This window comes from Uniformispora flossi (assembly GCF_049534875.1).
Lineage (GTDB): Bacteria > Actinomycetota > Actinomycetes > Streptomycetales > Streptomycetaceae > Yinghuangia > Yinghuangia aomiensis.
Genome location: NZ_JBMULZ010000005.1, coordinates 413842 through 429623, shown reverse-complemented (window position 1 = coordinate 429623; position 15782 = coordinate 413842). Strand labels below are relative to the sequence as shown.

Sequence of the window (15782 nt, the reverse complement as noted above, 5' to 3'; positions counted from 1 at the left end):
ACCGGGTCAGAGCCCCGCTGCCCAGGGGTATTCCTTGAGGTAGGGGTCCGGTTTGATCGGGCCGCCGGAGTTCCAGACCTCCTTGATCTGTCCGTCGCTCTGCACGACGCCGATGCGGGCGGTCTTGTAGACGTGCTGGGTGGCGCCGTCGATGGTGACCTTGCCTTCGGGGGCGTCGATCGAGACGCCGTCGCAGGCCTTCTTGACCGCTTCGGGGTCGAAGCTTCCGGCCTTCTCGACGGCGGCTTTCCACAGGTAGACGGAGTTGTAGCCGGCCTCCATCGGGTCGGAGGTCACCTTGTCCGCACCGTATTTGGCCTTGTAGGCGGCGACGAATTCGTTGTTCCGTGGGCCTTCGGTGGTCTGGTAGTAGTTCCACGCGACCGGCTGGCCGGCCAGGTAGTCCGGGCCGATGCCGCGGACTTCCTCTTCGGCGACGCTCACCGACAGCACGGGCATGTCGGCGGCTTTGACCCCGGTGCCGCGGAGCTGCTTGAAGAAGGCGACGTTGCTGTCGCCGTTGAGGGTGTTGAACACCGCGTCGGGCTTGGCGTCCACGACCTTGTTGATGAGCGTGCTGTACTCGGTGTGGCCGAGCGGGGTGTACTCCTCGCCGACGATCTGCATCCCGTTGGCGTCCGCGTACTTCTTGATGATCTTGTTCGCGGTGCGCGGGAAGACGTAGTCGCTGCCCACCAGGAAGATCTTCTTCTTGCCCTGCGACTTGAGGTAGTCGAGCGCCGGCACGATCTGCTGGTTGGTGGTGGCGCCGGTGTAGAAGATGTACGGGGAGCTTTCCAGCCCCTCGTACTGCACCGGATAGAACAACAGCTGCTTGTTCTTCTCGTAGACCGGGAGCATCGCCTTGCGGCTCGCCGAGGTCCAGCCGCCGAAGGTGACCGCGACCTTGTCGCTCGATATGAGCTTCTGTGCTTTCTCCGCGAACGTCGGCCAGTCGGACGCACCGTCTTCGACGACGGGCTCGACCTTCTTGCCCATGACCCCGCCCTTGGCGTTGATCTCGTCGATCGCCAGCAGCACGGAGTTCTTGACGGTGACTTCGGAGATGGCCATGGTGCCGCTCAGCGAGTGCAGGACGCCGACCTTGATGGTGCTACCGCCGGTGTCCGCGCCGCCCGAGGCTTTCGATGTGCTCTTGTCGGAAGCACATGCGGTGGTGGCCAGGGCGACGGCCAGGGAGATTGCGGCCAATCGGGCGGAGCGTCTGCCGAAAGACGTTATTCGCACGCGTCGTGGCTCCTCTTGTCCGGGGGATCCGCTGCCGCGGATGACGCCCCGAGTGTTGCGACGTGCGGTTTCCCGGCTGATTCGCCATTGTTAAGCGCCCATTGCCGGGCGCGCACGGCTGATTACCACCTGTTTGTCGCGTTCTCGCCCCCGCGGGCGGGTACTCGGGCCCCGGAGGGCGGCCCGCCCCCCGTCGGGCCGTACGGCGTGCGGCCGGACAAAGTAACCTCTGACACGGCCGCACCGAATCCGAGGAGCCAGTCGATGACCCTGCGCCTGAGGACGCTCACCCGGGATGAGCACCTCGCCTTCATCAAGGGCAAGCCCTCCGTGAGCTTTCTCCAGTGCCCGTCGTGGGGTGAAGTGAAGAGCGAGTGGCGGAGCGAGAGCATCGGCTGGATCGACGCCGGCGGCGCGGTGGTCGGCGCCGCCGAGGTGCTGTACCGGCAGCTGCCCAAGATCAAGCGCTATCTCGCGTACATGCCCGAGGGGCCGGTCATCGACTGGTACGACGGCGACCTGAACCGCTGGCTGAACCCGATGCTGGCGCACCTGAAGAGCCAGGGCGCGTTCTCGGTGAAGATGGGCCCGCCGGTGGTGGTGAACCGCTGGGAGTCCGAGACCATCAAGAAGGCGATCGCCGCGAAGTCCGCCAACCGGCTGCGCGACCTGCCGCCGGACTGGACCGACGAGCGCGCCGCCGACGTGGGCCGCAACCTGCGCCGCCTCGGCTGGCTCCAGGACACCTCCGGCGGTGCCGGCTTCGGCGACGTGCAGCCGCGCTACGTCTTCCAGGTCCCGCTGATGCGCCGCTCGCTCGACGACGTGCACTCCGGCTTCAACCAGCTGTGGCGCCGCAACATCAAGAAGGCGCAGAAGGCCGGCGTCGAGGTCGTGCAGGGCGGCCGCGAGGACCTCGCGGTGTTCCACGAGGTCTACAAGGTCACCGCCGTCCGCGACCACTTCACGCCGCGGCCGCTGCCGTACTTCGAGCGCATGTGGGACGTCCTCAACGCGGAGGACCCCGAGCGGATGCGGCTGTACCTGGCCAAGCACGAAGGCGAAGTGCTGGCGTCGACGACGATGGTGACGGTCGGCGACCACGTCTGGTACTCATACGGGGCATCCGCGAACCACAAGCGCGAGGTTCGCCCGTCCAACGCGATCCAATGGCGGATGCTGCGCGACGCCTACGCGCTCGGCGCCTCGGTCTACGACCTGCGCGGCATCAGCGACACGCTCGACGAGAACGACCACCTGTTCGGCCTGATCCAGTTCAAGCTGGGCACCGGCGGCCAGGCGGTCGAGTACCTCGGCGAGTGGGACTTCCCGCTGAACAAGGTGCTGCACAAGGCGCTCGACATGTACATGTCGCGCCGCTGACAACCGCACGACCCAACGGGAGGTCCCGCGCCGATGGCGCTTTCGCTGTACGTCGATTCCGCGCGCTGGCGCAAGCACATCGACCAACTCGCAGGTACCTATCCGGGCATAGTGCCGGTCATGAAGGGCAACGGCTACGGCTTCGACAACGCCCGCCTCGCCGAGGAGGCGTCGCGGATGGGCGTCGACACCGTCGCGGTCGGCACCACGTACGAAGCCGCGCGCGTGAAGGACCACTTCGACGGCCGCGTCATGGTCCTCACCCCGCATCTGCGCGGCGAGGACGCGGTGCCGCTGCCCGACCGGGTGATCCGCACGGTTGCGTCCGTGCAGTCGGTCCGGGACCTGGTCGGCACGCGGGTCGTGGTCAGCTGCATGACCAGCATGAAGCGCGACGGCATCACCCAGGAAGACCTGATGGCGCTGCGCGGGTCCCTCGAAGGCGTGCGCTTCGAAGGCTTCTCGGTGCACCTGCCGCTCGACCACCCGGACGGCGGCAGTCCCACCGACGAGGTATCCCAGTGGGTCGAGCGGCTGGGCGCCGCCAAGCTGCCGCTGCACACCATGTACGTCAGCCACGTTTCCGCGACGGGCCTCAACACGTTGCGCGAACGCCACCCGCACACCACGTTCCGCCCGCGCATCGGCACCGACCTATGGCTGGGCGACCACGGCGCGATGGTCGCCCGCGGCACGGTGCTGGACGTCGTGCCGATCGCCCGCGGCGAGCGGTTCGGCTACCGGCAGCGCAAGGCGCCCGCGGACGGGCACCTGCTGGTGGTCAGCGGCGGCACCGCGCACGGTGTCGGCCTGGAAGCGCCGAAGACGGTGCGCGGCGTGATGCCGCGGGCCAAGGGCGTCGCGCGGGCCGGTCTCGCCACCGTCAACCGGACGCTGTCGCCGTTCTCGTGGGCGGGCAAGCAGCGCTGGTTCGCCGAGCCGCCGCACATGCAGGTCAGCCTGCTGTTCCTGCCCGGCGAGGTCGCCCCGCCGCAGCCCGGCGAGCAGCTCGACGCGGAACTCCGGCACACCACCACGCACTTCGACCGGGTGGTGCTGCACTGACCCGGGGCTGACGCGGGTACGCAGCACGCATGGGCCTGTATACGCGTGTCCTCAAGCGACTCGGCCACCGCCGCTGGATGGCCGCGTTCGGCCGCCGCATGGTGCCCGCCGACCGGTGGGTCCAGCGGCGGACCGGCGGCCGGGTCGCGATGATGGGCCGCGGATTCGACGCACTGCTGCTCACCACCACGGGGCGGCAGTCCGGACAGCCGCGCGTGTCGCCCCTGGTGTACGCCCGGGTCGACGGCGGCTTCGTCGTCGCGGGCACCAACTTCGGGCAGCCGCACCACCCGGCGTGGACCGCGAACCTGCTGGCGCACCCCGACGCGACGGTGTCGGTCGGCGGCGAGTCGGCCGCCGTCCGCGCCCGGCTCGTCGCCGACGGGCCGGAACGCGAACGGCTGTGGCGGGCGATGACCGCGGTGTGGCCCGCCTACGACACGTACGCGGCGCGGGCGGGGCGCCCGATCCGGCTGTTCCTGCTCTCCCCCGGGCAGGCCGCCGCGGACGCCCCGAAGGCACAGGGCACCGACGTTACTTGACGTCCCGCACACCCAGCAGGTCGAGCTGGTCGCGCATCCGGTCGAGGCCCGCCTGGTCCGGGTTGAGGCCCTTGTACTGGTCGAAGTCCGAGGGCTTGGTGTGCTTGGTGATGGTCAGGCACAGCACCTGCTTGTCGCGGCCGGTGAACTCCAGCGCCGCAACGCGCCCCTGCTCCTGCAGCGCCGGGGTGTCGCACTTGTTCGTGTCGCCCGTGTCGTCGAACTTCTCGACGACCCGGAACGCCGCGTTCTCCGCGCCGCAGGAGACGATCTTGGGCTGCTTGGCGCCCGTGATGCAGTCGTCCTTCTTCGCGTTCGCCGCGTCGTCGCGGGTGGTGAAGTAGCCGATGACCGCCAGCGCGACGAAGCAGACCACGACGCCGCCCACGATCCACGGCCACTTCTTGCGGCGCCGCGGCGGCGGCGCGTAGTAGCCGGGCGGCGCCGGGTATCCGGGCGCGCCCCAGGCGGGTGCGCCGGGCTGGGGCATGCCCGGATAGGGATTGGCGGCGCCGTAGGGATTCTGCGGCGGTATGGGGCCGCCCTGCTGCGGCCCGCCGTACTGATGCGACACGAGGTCCCCCCTTGTGTGCTTGTGTGTGCTTTCTCGGGACGCCGTGGCACCGCGGGCGGTTGCACAACAGGGCCCGCGGAGCCCGCCGAGGCCGCCTAGCTGTATTGCCCGTTTAGCCCGCCCACCGCCCCGCGCCGAACAGCAGGGCGAACACCACGGCGAACGGGGCGATCAGTGCCAGATAGCCGGTGAAGGCCGCCCGGTACTTGAGGGTGATCTGCGCCAGGACGATCCACAGCGGCCACCACAGCAGCGTCGCGCGCGGCACCGAGAAGTACGTGCTGGAGATGCCCAGCGAGACCACCGTCAGGCCCACATAGGTGGCCTCCGCCCAGCGCCGTTTCCGCAGCAGGTAGCCGGTCAGCAGCACGCCGACGAGCACCGCGACCATCTCCCAGCGCGCCATCCAGGTGAAGTTGAGGATGGTGCCCGGGCCGGTCTTGAAGGCTTCGTGCCATGTGTTGGTGAACGCCTGGACCGGGCCCACCAGATGGCGGTCCCAGCCGGTGGCCTGCGCGCTGTTCCACGCCGTCCAGTCGCCCGTGCGGCGGTACAGGTAGGCCATGTAGATCAGCCCGGGCAGCGCCCCGATCACGATCCACGGCGCGTCCCGCCACCGGCGCCGGCCGTCCTTCGCAGTCAGGAACTCGACGGCGACCGCGCACAGCAGGAACGCGCCGTTGACGCGCACGGTGAGCGCGGCCGCGGTCAGCAGGCCCGCCCAATGCCACACCCCGCGGCGCGCGCACAGCCACGCGGCCAACGCGAGCATCAGGAACAGCGCCTCGGTGTAGCCGGCCGCCAGGAACACCGCCGGCGGCGACAGCAGGAGCAGCAGCACCGCGCGCTCGCCGACGCTTTCGGGGTGGTCGAGGCCGGCGACGCGCGACAGCAACACCACGGCCGCGGCCCCGCACACCAGCGAGATCAGCAGGCCCGCGGCGATCCAGCTGCCGACGAAGACGTGCACGACGTGCAGCGCCGCCGGGTAGCCGGGGAAGAACGCCTCCAGCGGCACCGCCGGGCCGCTCTTGGGATTTCCGGCGTAGCCGTACTCGGCGATCGTCCGGAAGTGCTTGAAGTCCCAGCGGTCCCAGGTGCCGAGGTAGGACGTGGGCTTGGCGGCGCCGTCCGCGGCGAAGACCCACCCGGAGGCGCCGACCAGCAGGAATATCGCCGGGCGCGTGACCAGCCACCAGCGCAGCGCGGCGCGGTCGCCGCGTGCGGGCGGGCGCAGCCACCGGCGCGGCGCGGCGGACGCTTCCGCCGGGCCGCGCGCGAAGGGTGCTGCAGCGGGTTCGGCGTCCGTGCTGGTCACGCGAACCGGTCTCCTATTTGTAGACCTTCCCGGGTACATCCGGAACGTACGTTTTGTCGTCGTACTGGTCGGAATAGTAGTCAGGACCGGCGCCGAATTCCGCTCGGTCGCCGGGGATCAGGGTGAACACGTCGGGGGCGTCTTCGAGAACACCGCCGGACGGGTCGTCGCCGCCGTCGCGGCGCACCGGGTCGTACTCGGGGCGCAGGATGTCGCGGACCACGAGCGCGGCGATGTACAGGATGCCGATCAGGTGGACGGCGATCATGACGTGGTACGCGTTCTGCGACAGGCCCTTGCCGTGGTCGCCGGCCGGGCCCGCGTAGGACTCGATGTACATCCACACGCCGAGGAAGTAGATGACTTCGCAGGCCTGCCAGATGAGGACGTCGCGCCAGCGCGGCCGGGCGAGCACCACGAGGGGCAGCAGCCACAGCACGTACTGCGGCGAGTAGACCTTGTTGGTGAGCAGGAACGCCGCGACGATCAGGAACGCGAGTTGCGCGAACCGCGGCCTTCGCCGCGCGCACAGCGCGAGGGCGGCGATGCCGACGGCCATGAGGACGAGCAGGATCGACACCCACATGTTGACGCTGTCGACGCTCATGCTCGTGCCGCGCTGGGTGAGGATCAGCCAGAACGAGCCGAAGTCCGGGCCGCGTTCCTGGCTGAACGTGTAGAAGAGCTTCCAGCCGTCGAAGGCGAAGATCATCACCGGCAGGTTGACCACCAGCCAGGCGGCGAGTGCCGCCGCCGTGGTCTTGCCGAAGTCGACCAGCCGTCCGGCGCGCAGGCAGAGCAGGAACAAGGGCCCCAGCAGCAGGACCGGATAGAGCTTGGCCGCGGTCGCCAAGCCGATGAGCACGCCGGCCAGCACGACGTTGCGGCGGGCCCACGCCATCATGCCGACCGCGGCGATCGCGACGGCGACCAAGTCCCAGTTGATGATGCCGTTGAGGGCGAGGACGGGGGCGGCGGCCACCATGGCGGCGTCCCAGAACCGGCGTCCGGACGTGCGCGCCACGGCGAGGACCACGACGACCGCGCAGGCCATCATGATGAGCGAGTTGATGGTGACGAACCAGAGCTGCTGGTCGTGCGTGTCGCCGCCGAAGGCTCGGGCGAGCGTGCCGGCGAAGAACATCACGCCGCCGGTGATGACCGGGTACTCCAGGTACGGCATGTTCGGGTCGCCGGTCGTGTCGAAGTACGGGACCTTGCCGTCCGCGAACCCGCGCCCGGTGAACAGGTGCGGCATGTCGCTGTAGCAGGCCTTCGAGTACTGCGACCCCTGGCCGAACCATCCGCCGTCGTAGCACGGCTGCTTCTGCAACAGGCCCAGCGCGAACGTGACGACCGCCAGCAGGATCAGCACGCGCACCGGGTTCCACCACGCACCGGACGGGCCGAACCGGATCCGCCGGCCCGCGGGCCCGCCCGCGACCTCGCTGCCGGCGCGGATGAGCGGATCGTCGCGCGAGGGCAGGACGGGCTCGGACGGAGTCGGCATCATGCCGCCAATCCTCTCGCAGGGGTTCGGGTGCTCGCGGGCCGCCGCGGGCCGGAAACGCCGGTGCCCCGCCGCGAAGGACGGGGCACCGCGATGGTACGCGGCACGGGCGGCCGAAGGAGCGTCCGCGACGCTTCCCGGCCGCCCGGCCGTCTACTGCCGGATCAGGCCCCGCGTCATGGCTTGTTTTTGCCGTTCTGCGGGAACAGCGTCCATCCGCCGCCGGTCGATGTGGCCGTCGGTGTTCCCGTCTGCCACGGCGGCCCGGGCCGCTTAGTCGTCGCCGTCGCCGTCGGCGTGCCGCTCGGGTCGCCGGTGGGCGAGGTGGTCGGCGGAGCCGTCGTCGGAGGCGCAGTCGTCGGCGGCGCGGAGGTCGGCGGCGCGGTCGTCGCACTCGGCAGCGCCGTCGGGGTGGGCGACTGCTTGGGCGCCGGGTTCTCCGGAGCGGTGAACGCGGACGCCGGCAGGTTCGCCGTCGCCCCCTTCATATAGGCCGTCCAGATCTGCGTCGGGAACGCACCACCGTGCGTTTCCTTCTCGCCCGCCAGGCCCTTGAGCGTCAGCCGCTTCTGCCGGTCGTCCTGTCGGAACAGCGCGACCGAGGTGGCCAGGTTCGGGGTGTAGCCGACGAACCACGCCGACAGGTTCTCGTCGGTGGTGCCGGTCTTGCCCGCCGCGGGCCGGCCGAGCGCCTGCGCCTTGCGGCCGGTGCCGTCCTTCGCCGTGATCACGCCTTGGAGCATGTCGTTGATCGTGTCGGCGACCTGCTCGTCGAGTACCTGCTTGACGTCGTGCGCGGGCAGGTTGACCTTCTTGTCGTTCTTGCGCAGCTCCTTGACCATGTACGGTGCCGCCCGCTTGCCGCGCGCCGCGAAGGTCGCATATGCGTCCGCCATGTCCAGCGCGCTCGGCTGGCTCACGCCGAGCGCCATGGACGGCGTCTGCACATCGAGTTCGGGAGTGTTCTCGGGCAGGCCCGCATCGATGGCCGCCTGCTTCACATTGGTGAACCCGACGTCGGCGGCCAACTGCGTGAACACCGGGTTCAGCGACAACTCCATCGCATGTCTGATGCTGGTCGGGCCGTGGTCGAGGCCGTCTTCGTTGGGCACCAGCCAGGTGCCCTCCTTATCCGCCCACGGCTTGCCGTTCGGCGGCATCAGCACCGGGATCTTGTTGTTCGCGTTGTACAGATCCTCGATGGTGATGGGTTTGCCGTCGTACTTCCCGTCCTTCAGCGCGGCCGTCACCACGAACGGCTTGAACGTCGAGCCGACCTGGATGTCCCGGCGGGTCGCGTCGTTGTACTCCTGCTTGAGGAAGTCCGGCCCGCCGTACAAGGCGACCACCGCCCCGTCGCCGGGGATCACCGACGCCAACCCCGTACGCACGTACTTGTCGTCCGCTTCCTTGTCCGGCTTCAGCTTCGACGTCAGCTCGTTCTGCACCGCGGCCACCGCGGCGTCCTGCTTGTCCTTGTCGAACGTGGTGATGATCTTGTAGCCGCCGAGCGCCAGTTCCTCCTCGGAGATGATGTTGTTCTTCTCCAGGTAGGCGTCGGCCTGCGTCATCAGGTAGCCGGCCTGGCCCGCCTTGCTCGCGGACGGCTGCGGCTTGATCGGCAGCGGGAACTGGAGGCCGGCGGCTTCCTCCTGGGTCAGCCACTTCTCCTTGACCATGCCGTCGATGATGTACTTCCAGCGGCCCTGCACACGGGCCAGCCGCGTCTCGCTCACCTCACCCGAGACGTACACGTCGTTGATGCTCGGCGCGTTGAGCAGCGTCGCGATGTACGCGCCCTCGCCGACCGTCAGGTCCTTGGCGTCCTTGTTGTAGTACGCCTGCGCCGCGGCCTGTATGCCGTAGGCGTTGCGGCCGTAGAACGACGTGTTCAGGTAGCCGGCCAGGATGTCGTCCTTCGACATCTGCCGGTCCACCTTGATCGCGATGAACATCTCCTTGAACTTGCGTTCGAAGGACTGCTCCTGCGACAGGAACGCGTTCTTCACGTACTGCTGGGTGATCGTCGAACCGCCCTGCGTCTGCCCGCCCTTGGCCATGGTGACCGCGGCGCGCGCGAGGCCCTTGGGGGAGACGCCGGAGTCCGAGTAGAAGGTCCGGTTCTCCGCGGCGAGCACGGCCTGCTGGACCTTCTTCGGCACCTGGTCGAGGTTGACGTTCTGCCGGTTGTACTTGCCGGACTGGCCGATCTCCGTGACGCCGTCGGAGTAGTAGTAGACGTTCGACTGGATCTGCGTCGCGGCGTTGATGTCCGGGATCTGCACCAGCGAATACGCCAGCCCCGCCAGGCCGACCAGCAGCCCGATGAAGAACAGGAACATCGCCAGCATCTGCCGGATGGACGGCAGCCAGCGCCACACGCCCTTCTTGCCGAAGCGCGGGTAGTCGATCCACCGGCGCTTGCCGTTGGCCTTGCGCTTCTTGCTTCCGCGGGGCCCGGTGTCGCCGTCGCCTTCGGCGTTGCGCCCGGGCCCGGTGGGTCCGCCCGGGCCGCCGCCGCCGCGGCGGCCGCCACCTCTGCCCCGGCCGCCCGCGCCGCGGCCGCCGGACCGCGTGGCCTGGCGCGCCGCGGCGCGGGTCTGCGCCCGGGGACCCGCGCCCGCGGCCTCCGATGCGGATGCGGAAGGGGCAGGCGAGGGAGATCCGGAGCCGCCGTCCGGCGCCGGAGCCGACGGAGACGCCGCCCGGGGCCGCACGGGCCCCGGTTCCGCGGCGTTTTCGGACGGCGTGCTCCCCCGAACATGCGAAGCGCGCCCTTCCGGGCGCGGCTGTGCCGACCTGCGACGGTGCTCACTCATGAATTCGCTGCTCCTCGGCCGTACGGCGGGGAGACCGCACGGGTCGTGGCTGTCCGTTCCCCAGGACGCGCGCGGGCGTCGAACGGTTGCGGAGGCGGTCCGGGGTACCACATGGCGGACCAGAGTACGCGCGGACGCAACGCCGGAAATCCGGACTCCTCAGGGCAATTCCGCACGAGTGGCCCACCGCGGAACCTGGAAATGCCCTGGGAGTTCGCCCTTCGCGGCACCGCCCCCCGCCGGCCGCCCCGTGTCGGTCTACGCGCCCGCACCACCGGACGCCGAGGCGCGAATCCCCCGCAAATGACCGCCGGACGACGGCGAAGAGACCGTGCGGAGACCTGGACGTAACCCTCCTGTGACTTGCGTCACCGACCCCGTTGTTGCACGGCATGCCGAGGAGACCTATCGTTCCGATGTATCGACTCGATACATCGAGCCGATACGACAGCCGGGATGCACCACGTCCCACTTCACACCCACCGCCTGTGGGTGGTCGTGGAACGGGGTGGATCCCCCGGTCTTCAGGCCGTCGGCGACCGTATCCCACGCGGCCCCGGCGGGACCGGGCAGTCCGGTGGCGGCCACGCGAAGGTTGGAGGGAAGCGGATGAGCAGACGCGGAGGCGTCCTCGAGTTCGCCACTCTCGGCCTGCTGCACGACACCCCGATGCACGGGTACGAACTGCGCAAGCGGCTCAACACCGTGCTCGGGCCGTTCCGTGCGATCGCGTACGGGACCCTCTACCCGTGTCTGAAGTCCCTGCTCGAGCGGGGCCTGATCATGGAAGAGGAGCCCGAGCAGGTCGCCGCCGCCCTGGCCGGCGGCAAGCGGGCGCGCATCGTCTACAAGCTCACCGCGCACGGCAAAGAGCACTTCCAGGAGCTGCTGTCCGACTCGGGAGTCAACTCCTGGGAGGACGAGAACTTCGGTGTGCACTTCGCCTTCTTCAGCCGCACCGACCGCGAGGTGCGCATGCGCATCCTCGAAGGCCGGCGCAGCAAGCTCGAAGAGCGCCTGGAGCGCGTGCGCAATTCGCTGTCCAGCACGCGCGAGCGGTTGGACGGCTACACGCTCGAGCTGCAGCGCCACGGCCTGGAGTCCGTGGAGCGCGAGGTGCGCTGGCTGAACGAGCTGATCAACGCCGAGCGGTCGGCCGGGGAGACCCCGGAGGCCGGCGGCGGCGAGCAGCCCGAGAAGACCGAGCAGAACACCGGGAAGACCACCCGGCAAAACCATCAGGACGCGGCCTCGGACCCGTCCGCAGCAACCAGTTGATGTCCGCCGATTCACGGCGGAGATCATTGAGACCACAGGGAGCAACCGGAATGGGTTCGGTTCGCGTAGCCATCGTCGGCGTGGGCAACTGCGCCGCTTCGCTGGTGCAGGGCGTCGAGTACTACAAGGACGCCGACCCCAACAGCCGCGTACCCGGCCTCATGCACGTGCAGTTCGGCGACTACCACGTGCGTGACGTCAAGTTCGTTGCCGCGTTCGACGTGGACGCGAAGAAGGTCGGATTCGACCTGGCGGACGCCATCGGCGCCAGCGAGAACAACACCATCAAGATCTGCGACGTGCCTCCGACCGGCGTGACCGTGCAGCGCGGCCACACCCTCGACGGTCTCGGCAAGTACTACCTGCAGACCATCGAGGAATCGCCCGAGCAGGCGGTCGACGTCGTCAAGGTCCTCAAGGACACCGAGGCCGACGTCCTCGTGTGCTACCTGCCGGTGGGTTCGGAAGCCGCCGCGAAGTTCTACGCCCAGTGCGCCATCGACGCGGGCGTGGCGTTCGTCAACGCGCTGCCGGTGTTCATCGCGGGCACCAAGGAGTGGGCGGACAAGTTCACCGAGGCGGGCGTCCCGATCGTCGGCGACGACATCAAGTCGCAGGTCGGCGCCACCATCACGCACCGCGTGCTGGCCAAGCTGTTCGAAGACCGCGGCGTCATCCTCGAGCGCACGATGCAGCTCAACGTCGGCGGCAACATGGACTTCATGAACATGCTCGAGCGCGAGCGCCTGGAGTCCAAGAAGATCTCCAAGACCCAGGCGGTCACCTCGCAGGTCAACCGCGACCTGGGTGCGAAGAACGTGCACATCGGCCCGTCGGACTACGTCGCCTGGCTCGACGACCGCAAGTGGGCGTACGTGCGCCTCGAAGGCCGCGCCTTCGGCGACGTCCCGCTGAACCTGGAGTACAAGCTCGAGGTGTGGGACTCCCCGAACTCCGCGGGCGTCATCATCGACGCGGTGCGCGCCGCGAAGATCGCGAAGGACCGCGGCATCGGCGGCCCGATCCTGTCGGCGTCCTCGTACTTCATGAAGTCCCCGCCGGTGCAGTACTTCGACGACGAGGCCCGCAACGCCGTCGAGGCGTTCATCAAGGGCGAGGTCGAGCGCTGAATTCCGGCGTGACCGGCTGAGCGTTCCGACCGGAGGCCCGGTATCCCCCCAGGGGGTGCCGGGCCTCCGGTCTTTCCCGGGTACGTTTGCCTGCGTGTCACTGGTGCGCGATCTGCGCGAGCTGCTGCGGCTGCGGGACTTCCGACGGCTGTTCGCGACCCGGCTGACGTCCCAGCTGTCCGACGGGGTGTTCCAGGTCGCGCTCGCCGGGCACGTGTTCTTCTCGCCGGAGAAGCACACCGGGGCCGGCGACATCGCGGCGGCGTTCGCCGTACTGCTGCTGCCCTACTCGCTCGTCGGCCCGTTCACCGGCGTGCTGCTCGACCGGTGGCGGCGCCGCCAGGTGCTGGTGTGGTGCAACCTGCTGCGCGCCGGGCTGGTCGTGGCGACCGGCGCGCTCGTACTCGCCCGGGTGCCCGACGCGGTGTTCTACGTCGCCGCGCTCGCGGTGCTGTCCGTCAACCGCTTCGTGTTGGCCGGGCTGTCCGCGTCGCTGCCGCGCGTGGTCCCCGAAGAGAAACTCGTCGTCGCCAACGCCGTCTCCCCCACGGCGGGCACCGTCGTCGCGTCCGCCGGCGCGCTCGCCGCGGTCGTCGTGCACCTGTTCGTGCCCGCGGGCACCATGGCGACCGCACTGGTCATCTTCATCGCCGCCGCGCTGTACGTGGGCTCGGCCGCGGTCGCCTCCACGATGGCCGTCGACCTGCTCGGCCCGGATCCCGGGGAAGTCGTGCCGCGGGTCCGCGACGCGGTGCTCGGCGTCGCCCGCGGGCTGCGGGACGGCGCCCGGCACGTGCGGCAGCGTCGGGCGCCCGCCGACGCGCTGCTCCTCATCACCGCGATGCGGTTCTGCTTCGGCGTGCTCACCGTGATGACGCTGCTGCTGTGCCGGAACGTGTTCAACAACCCGGCGGACACCGACAAGGGCCTCGCCACGCTCGGCGTGACGGTCGCGGTGACCGCCGCCGGGTTCTTCGTCGCGGCCGTGGCGACGCCGATCGTCACGCCGCGGATCGGCGTGGCCGCGTGGATCGTGGTGTGCGCGGGGGGCGGCGCCGTGGGGCAGCTGCCCATCGGGGTGTTCCGGCTCGGGCCGCTGCTGGTCGCCGCCTTCCTGCTCGGGCTGGTGTCGCAGGGCGCCAAGATCGGCGTCGACACCATCGTGCAGACGACCGTGGACGACGCCTACCGCGGCCGGGTGTTCTCCGTCTACGACGTCCTGTTCAACGTGTCCTTCGTCGGCGCGGCGGCCGTCGCGGCGGTGACGCTGCCCGCCGATGGGCGCTCGGTCGGGGTGCTCCTCGGGGTGGCCGCGCTGTACGCCGCCACGGCACTGCTGTACGCGTTCGCGGTGCGCCGCAGGCCGCCCATCGAGGCGGTCTTCGCGGCCCAGGCGTCCGCTGGGCAGGACTGAGAGTCCCGGGAAACGGGACGGTAACACCGAAAAGTTGGTCGCTTTTGGTCGGCAATCGCGGCATTTGTCGACCGCAGGGCGAGACCGATGTGAAGCATCTCAAAGATCGACTTTGCGGTAGCTAGTGCGCGCCGGGTCGCGGCGTTCTAATCTGCCTCATCACCGATCGACCAACGATCCTTTTTCGTTGGGTATTCGTCGTATCCGCCGCATCCTGGCCATCCGGAGACCCATCATGACCAACTACCCGCGTGCGTCCGATCCCGACCGGGCCCCGTACGTACCGGCTTGGTCGGATGCCACCCCGCCGCAAGGCCAGCCGGCGCCGGGGTACGGCGGGGCGCCTGCCGAGCTGCCCGGGCCCGGCGGTGGGGCGCACGCGGGCGGCCGCCGCGGCCGGGCGGTCCGCAAGGAACGCAGTGTGTGGCTCAGCCCGCTGGTCATCGGCCTTGTCGTGGTGCTGGCCGCGGTCGTCGGCGGCGGCATCTACCTGTATGTTTCCGGCGGCAAGTCGCGCGGGCTCACCCAGGGCGACTGCCTCGACCAGCTGTCCGGCACCAGCCCGCACGTGGTCGACTGCACGTCGTCCGGAACCAAGTACCAGATCGTGGCCATCATCAGGAACGCCATCGACGAGGGCCAGTGCCTGTCGGTCACCGGGGCCAACATCCCGTTCGTCATGGACGAGGACGGCAAGCGCTCGGTGCTGTGCCTGACGAAGCTCGACTGATTTTCCGGCCGCCCCGATTGTCCTCCGCAGGCACAAAACTGAGTCGGGTACGCGCAATATCGATCACCAAACCATCAAGTTATTGAGGCATTTGCTGATCGATGACCGATTTGCCTGTCGGAAACGACTACACGATGTCATCAGGACCCCCTAGGGTGCTGGCCACTTGAGTGTCCCCCTCACGCAAATCCCCCCCGACGGAGTCATCCCGTGTCGAACCCGTTCGCGAACGGTCCCCAGGGTCCCGCCGGCCAGCAGCCGCAGGGCCAGCCCTACGGCCAGCAGCCTTACGGCCAGCAGCCTCCCCAGCAGCCCTACGGCCAGGTCCCGCCGCAGGGGTACTACGGCGCCCCGCAGCCCCCGCAGCCGCAGCGCAAGCCGTGGCTGAAGTACCTGCGGATCGCCGTGCCGGTGATCGTGGTCGTTATTGCCGTCATCGGCTACTTCGCCAGCAAGAAGGACTCCACCGCGGAAGCCGCGAAGGTCGGCGACTGCATGGAGCACGTGAAGAAGTCGGGCAAAGACGACATCAAGAGCGCCACATGCGGCACACCGCAGGGCCAGTACACGGTCGTCGGGAAGTTCTCCGGCACGACCAACTCGGACAAGTGCAGTTCGGTGGCCGAGTGGAAGACGGACCCCGGGGTGTCCTTCTACTACCAGGACGGCGGGGACAAGTTCCTGCTCTGCTTGAACCCGAACGCGTCGGCGCCCGACCCGTATGAAGTCGAGGCCGGCTGACCGGCGCAACAACGGCCGAGGCCGCCGCGG

General features: G+C 69.2%; 13 protein-coding genes. 8 read left to right on the top strand and 5 right to left on the bottom strand.

What is annotated here, in order from left to right:
* Window positions 1-6 precede the first annotated feature (6 nt).
* Window positions 7-1212 carry an urea ABC transporter substrate-binding protein gene (gene urtA / locus ACPA54_RS14560; protein WP_423529647.1) on the bottom strand — a complete coding sequence of 402 codons (1206 nt, stop codon included), beginning with the start codon at window positions 1210-1212 and terminating at the stop codon, window positions 7-9.
* A 300-nt stretch (window positions 1213-1512) separates the two neighbouring features.
* Between urtA and ACPA54_RS14555 the strand changes: the two genes are divergently transcribed.
* The 3 genes from ACPA54_RS14555 to ACPA54_RS14545 are packed head-to-tail and all read left to right on the top strand — an operon-like array spanning window position 1513 to window position 4238.
* On the top strand, window positions 1513-2631 hold the full coding sequence (locus tag ACPA54_RS14555) for a lipid II:glycine glycyltransferase FemX (RefSeq protein ID WP_345680906.1): 1119 nt from the start codon (window positions 1513-1515) through the stop codon (window positions 2629-2631).
* 33 nt (window positions 2632-2664) lie between these two features.
* Window positions 2665-3696 (top strand): alanine racemase, encoded by a 1032-nt coding sequence (locus ACPA54_RS14550; protein ID WP_423529644.1) that lies wholly within the window; start codon window positions 2665-2667, stop codon window positions 3694-3696.
* Between the two features lie 29 nt (window positions 3697-3725).
* On the top strand, window positions 3726-4238 hold the full coding sequence (locus ACPA54_RS14545; protein ID WP_423529642.1) for a nitroreductase/quinone reductase family protein: 513 nt from the start codon (window positions 3726-3728) through the stop codon (window positions 4236-4238).
* Here ACPA54_RS14545 and ACPA54_RS14540 read toward each other — a convergent pair.
* The 4 genes from ACPA54_RS14540 to ACPA54_RS14525 all read right to left on the bottom strand — a co-directional run bounded on the left by ACPA54_RS14540 (window position 4231) and on the right by ACPA54_RS14525 (window position 10357).
* On the bottom strand, window positions 4231-4812 hold the full coding sequence (locus tag ACPA54_RS14540; RefSeq protein ID WP_423529640.1) for an LppU/SCO3897 family protein: 582 nt from the start codon (window positions 4810-4812) through the stop codon (window positions 4231-4233). The two genes, ACPA54_RS14545 and ACPA54_RS14540, sit on opposite strands and share 8 nt — an antisense overlap.
* 112 nt (window positions 4813-4924) lie before the next feature.
* Window positions 4925-6130, bottom strand: coding sequence for a mannosyltransferase family protein (locus ACPA54_RS14535; protein WP_423529638.1), 1206 nt, complete (start codon window positions 6128-6130; stop codon window positions 4925-4927).
* A 13-nt stretch (window positions 6131-6143) separates the two neighbouring features.
* Window positions 6144-7643 carry a glycosyltransferase family 87 protein gene (locus tag ACPA54_RS14530; protein ID WP_423529636.1) on the bottom strand — a complete coding sequence of 500 codons (1500 nt, stop codon included), beginning with the start codon at window positions 7641-7643 and terminating at the stop codon, window positions 6144-6146.
* A 173-nt stretch (window positions 7644-7816) separates the two neighbouring features.
* Entirely contained in the window at window positions 7817-10357 is a 2541-nt protein-coding gene (locus tag ACPA54_RS14525; protein ID WP_423529634.1) for a transglycosylase domain-containing protein, read from the bottom strand.
* 711 nt (window positions 10358-11068) lie between these two features.
* On the opposite strand from ACPA54_RS14525, the gene ACPA54_RS14520 reads away from it, so the two are divergent.
* The 5 genes from ACPA54_RS14520 (at window position 11069) to ACPA54_RS14500 (ending at window position 15752) form a co-directional block, all read left to right on the top strand.
* The gene (locus ACPA54_RS14520) at window positions 11069-11737 is read left to right on the top strand and encodes a PadR family transcriptional regulator (protein ID WP_423529632.1); all 669 of its coding nucleotides are present in this window, start codon (window positions 11069-11071) and stop codon (window positions 11735-11737) included.
* A gap of 50 nt (window positions 11738-11787) precedes the next feature.
* On the top strand, window positions 11788-12867 hold the full coding sequence (locus tag ACPA54_RS14515) for an inositol-3-phosphate synthase (protein WP_423529630.1): 1080 nt from the start codon (window positions 11788-11790) through the stop codon (window positions 12865-12867).
* A 94-nt stretch (window positions 12868-12961) separates the two neighbouring features.
* Complete coding sequence (locus ACPA54_RS14510) at window positions 12962-14281, top strand: MFS transporter (RefSeq protein WP_423529628.1); 1320 nt, start codon at window positions 12962-12964, stop codon at window positions 14279-14281.
* A 235-nt stretch (window positions 14282-14516) separates the two neighbouring features.
* The gene (locus tag ACPA54_RS14505) at window positions 14517-15011 is read left to right on the top strand and encodes an LppU/SCO3897 family protein (RefSeq protein WP_423529626.1); all 495 of its coding nucleotides are present in this window, start codon (window positions 14517-14519) and stop codon (window positions 15009-15011) included.
* Window positions 15012-15221: 210 nt separating this feature from the next.
* Window positions 15222-15752, top strand: a complete 531-nt coding sequence (locus ACPA54_RS14500; RefSeq protein ID WP_423529624.1) for an LppU/SCO3897 family protein — start codon at window positions 15222-15224, stop codon at window positions 15750-15752.
* The last annotated feature ends 30 nt before the right edge of the window (window positions 15753-15782 follow it).

Coding starts and splice junctions, on each gene's coding strand:
- ACPA54_RS14555 (WP_345680906.1), top strand. CDS start 1,513: ATGACCCTGCGCCTGAGGACGCTCACCCGGGATGAGCACCTCGCCTTC.
- ACPA54_RS14550 (WP_423529644.1), top strand. CDS start 2,665: ATGGCGCTTTCGCTGTACGTCGATTCCGCGCGCTGGCGCAAGCACATC.
- ACPA54_RS14545 (WP_423529642.1), top strand. CDS start 3,726: ATGGGCCTGTATACGCGTGTCCTCAAGCGACTCGGCCACCGCCGCTGG.
- ACPA54_RS14530 (WP_423529636.1), bottom strand. CDS start 7,643: ATGATGCCGACTCCGTCCGAGCCCGTCCTGCCCTCGCGCGACGATCCG.
- ACPA54_RS14520 (WP_423529632.1), top strand. CDS start 11,069: ATGAGCAGACGCGGAGGCGTCCTCGAGTTCGCCACTCTCGGCCTGCTG.
- ACPA54_RS14515 (WP_423529630.1), top strand. CDS start 11,788: ATGGGTTCGGTTCGCGTAGCCATCGTCGGCGTGGGCAACTGCGCCGCT.
- ACPA54_RS14505 (WP_423529626.1), top strand. CDS start 14,517: ATGACCAACTACCCGCGTGCGTCCGATCCCGACCGGGCCCCGTACGTA.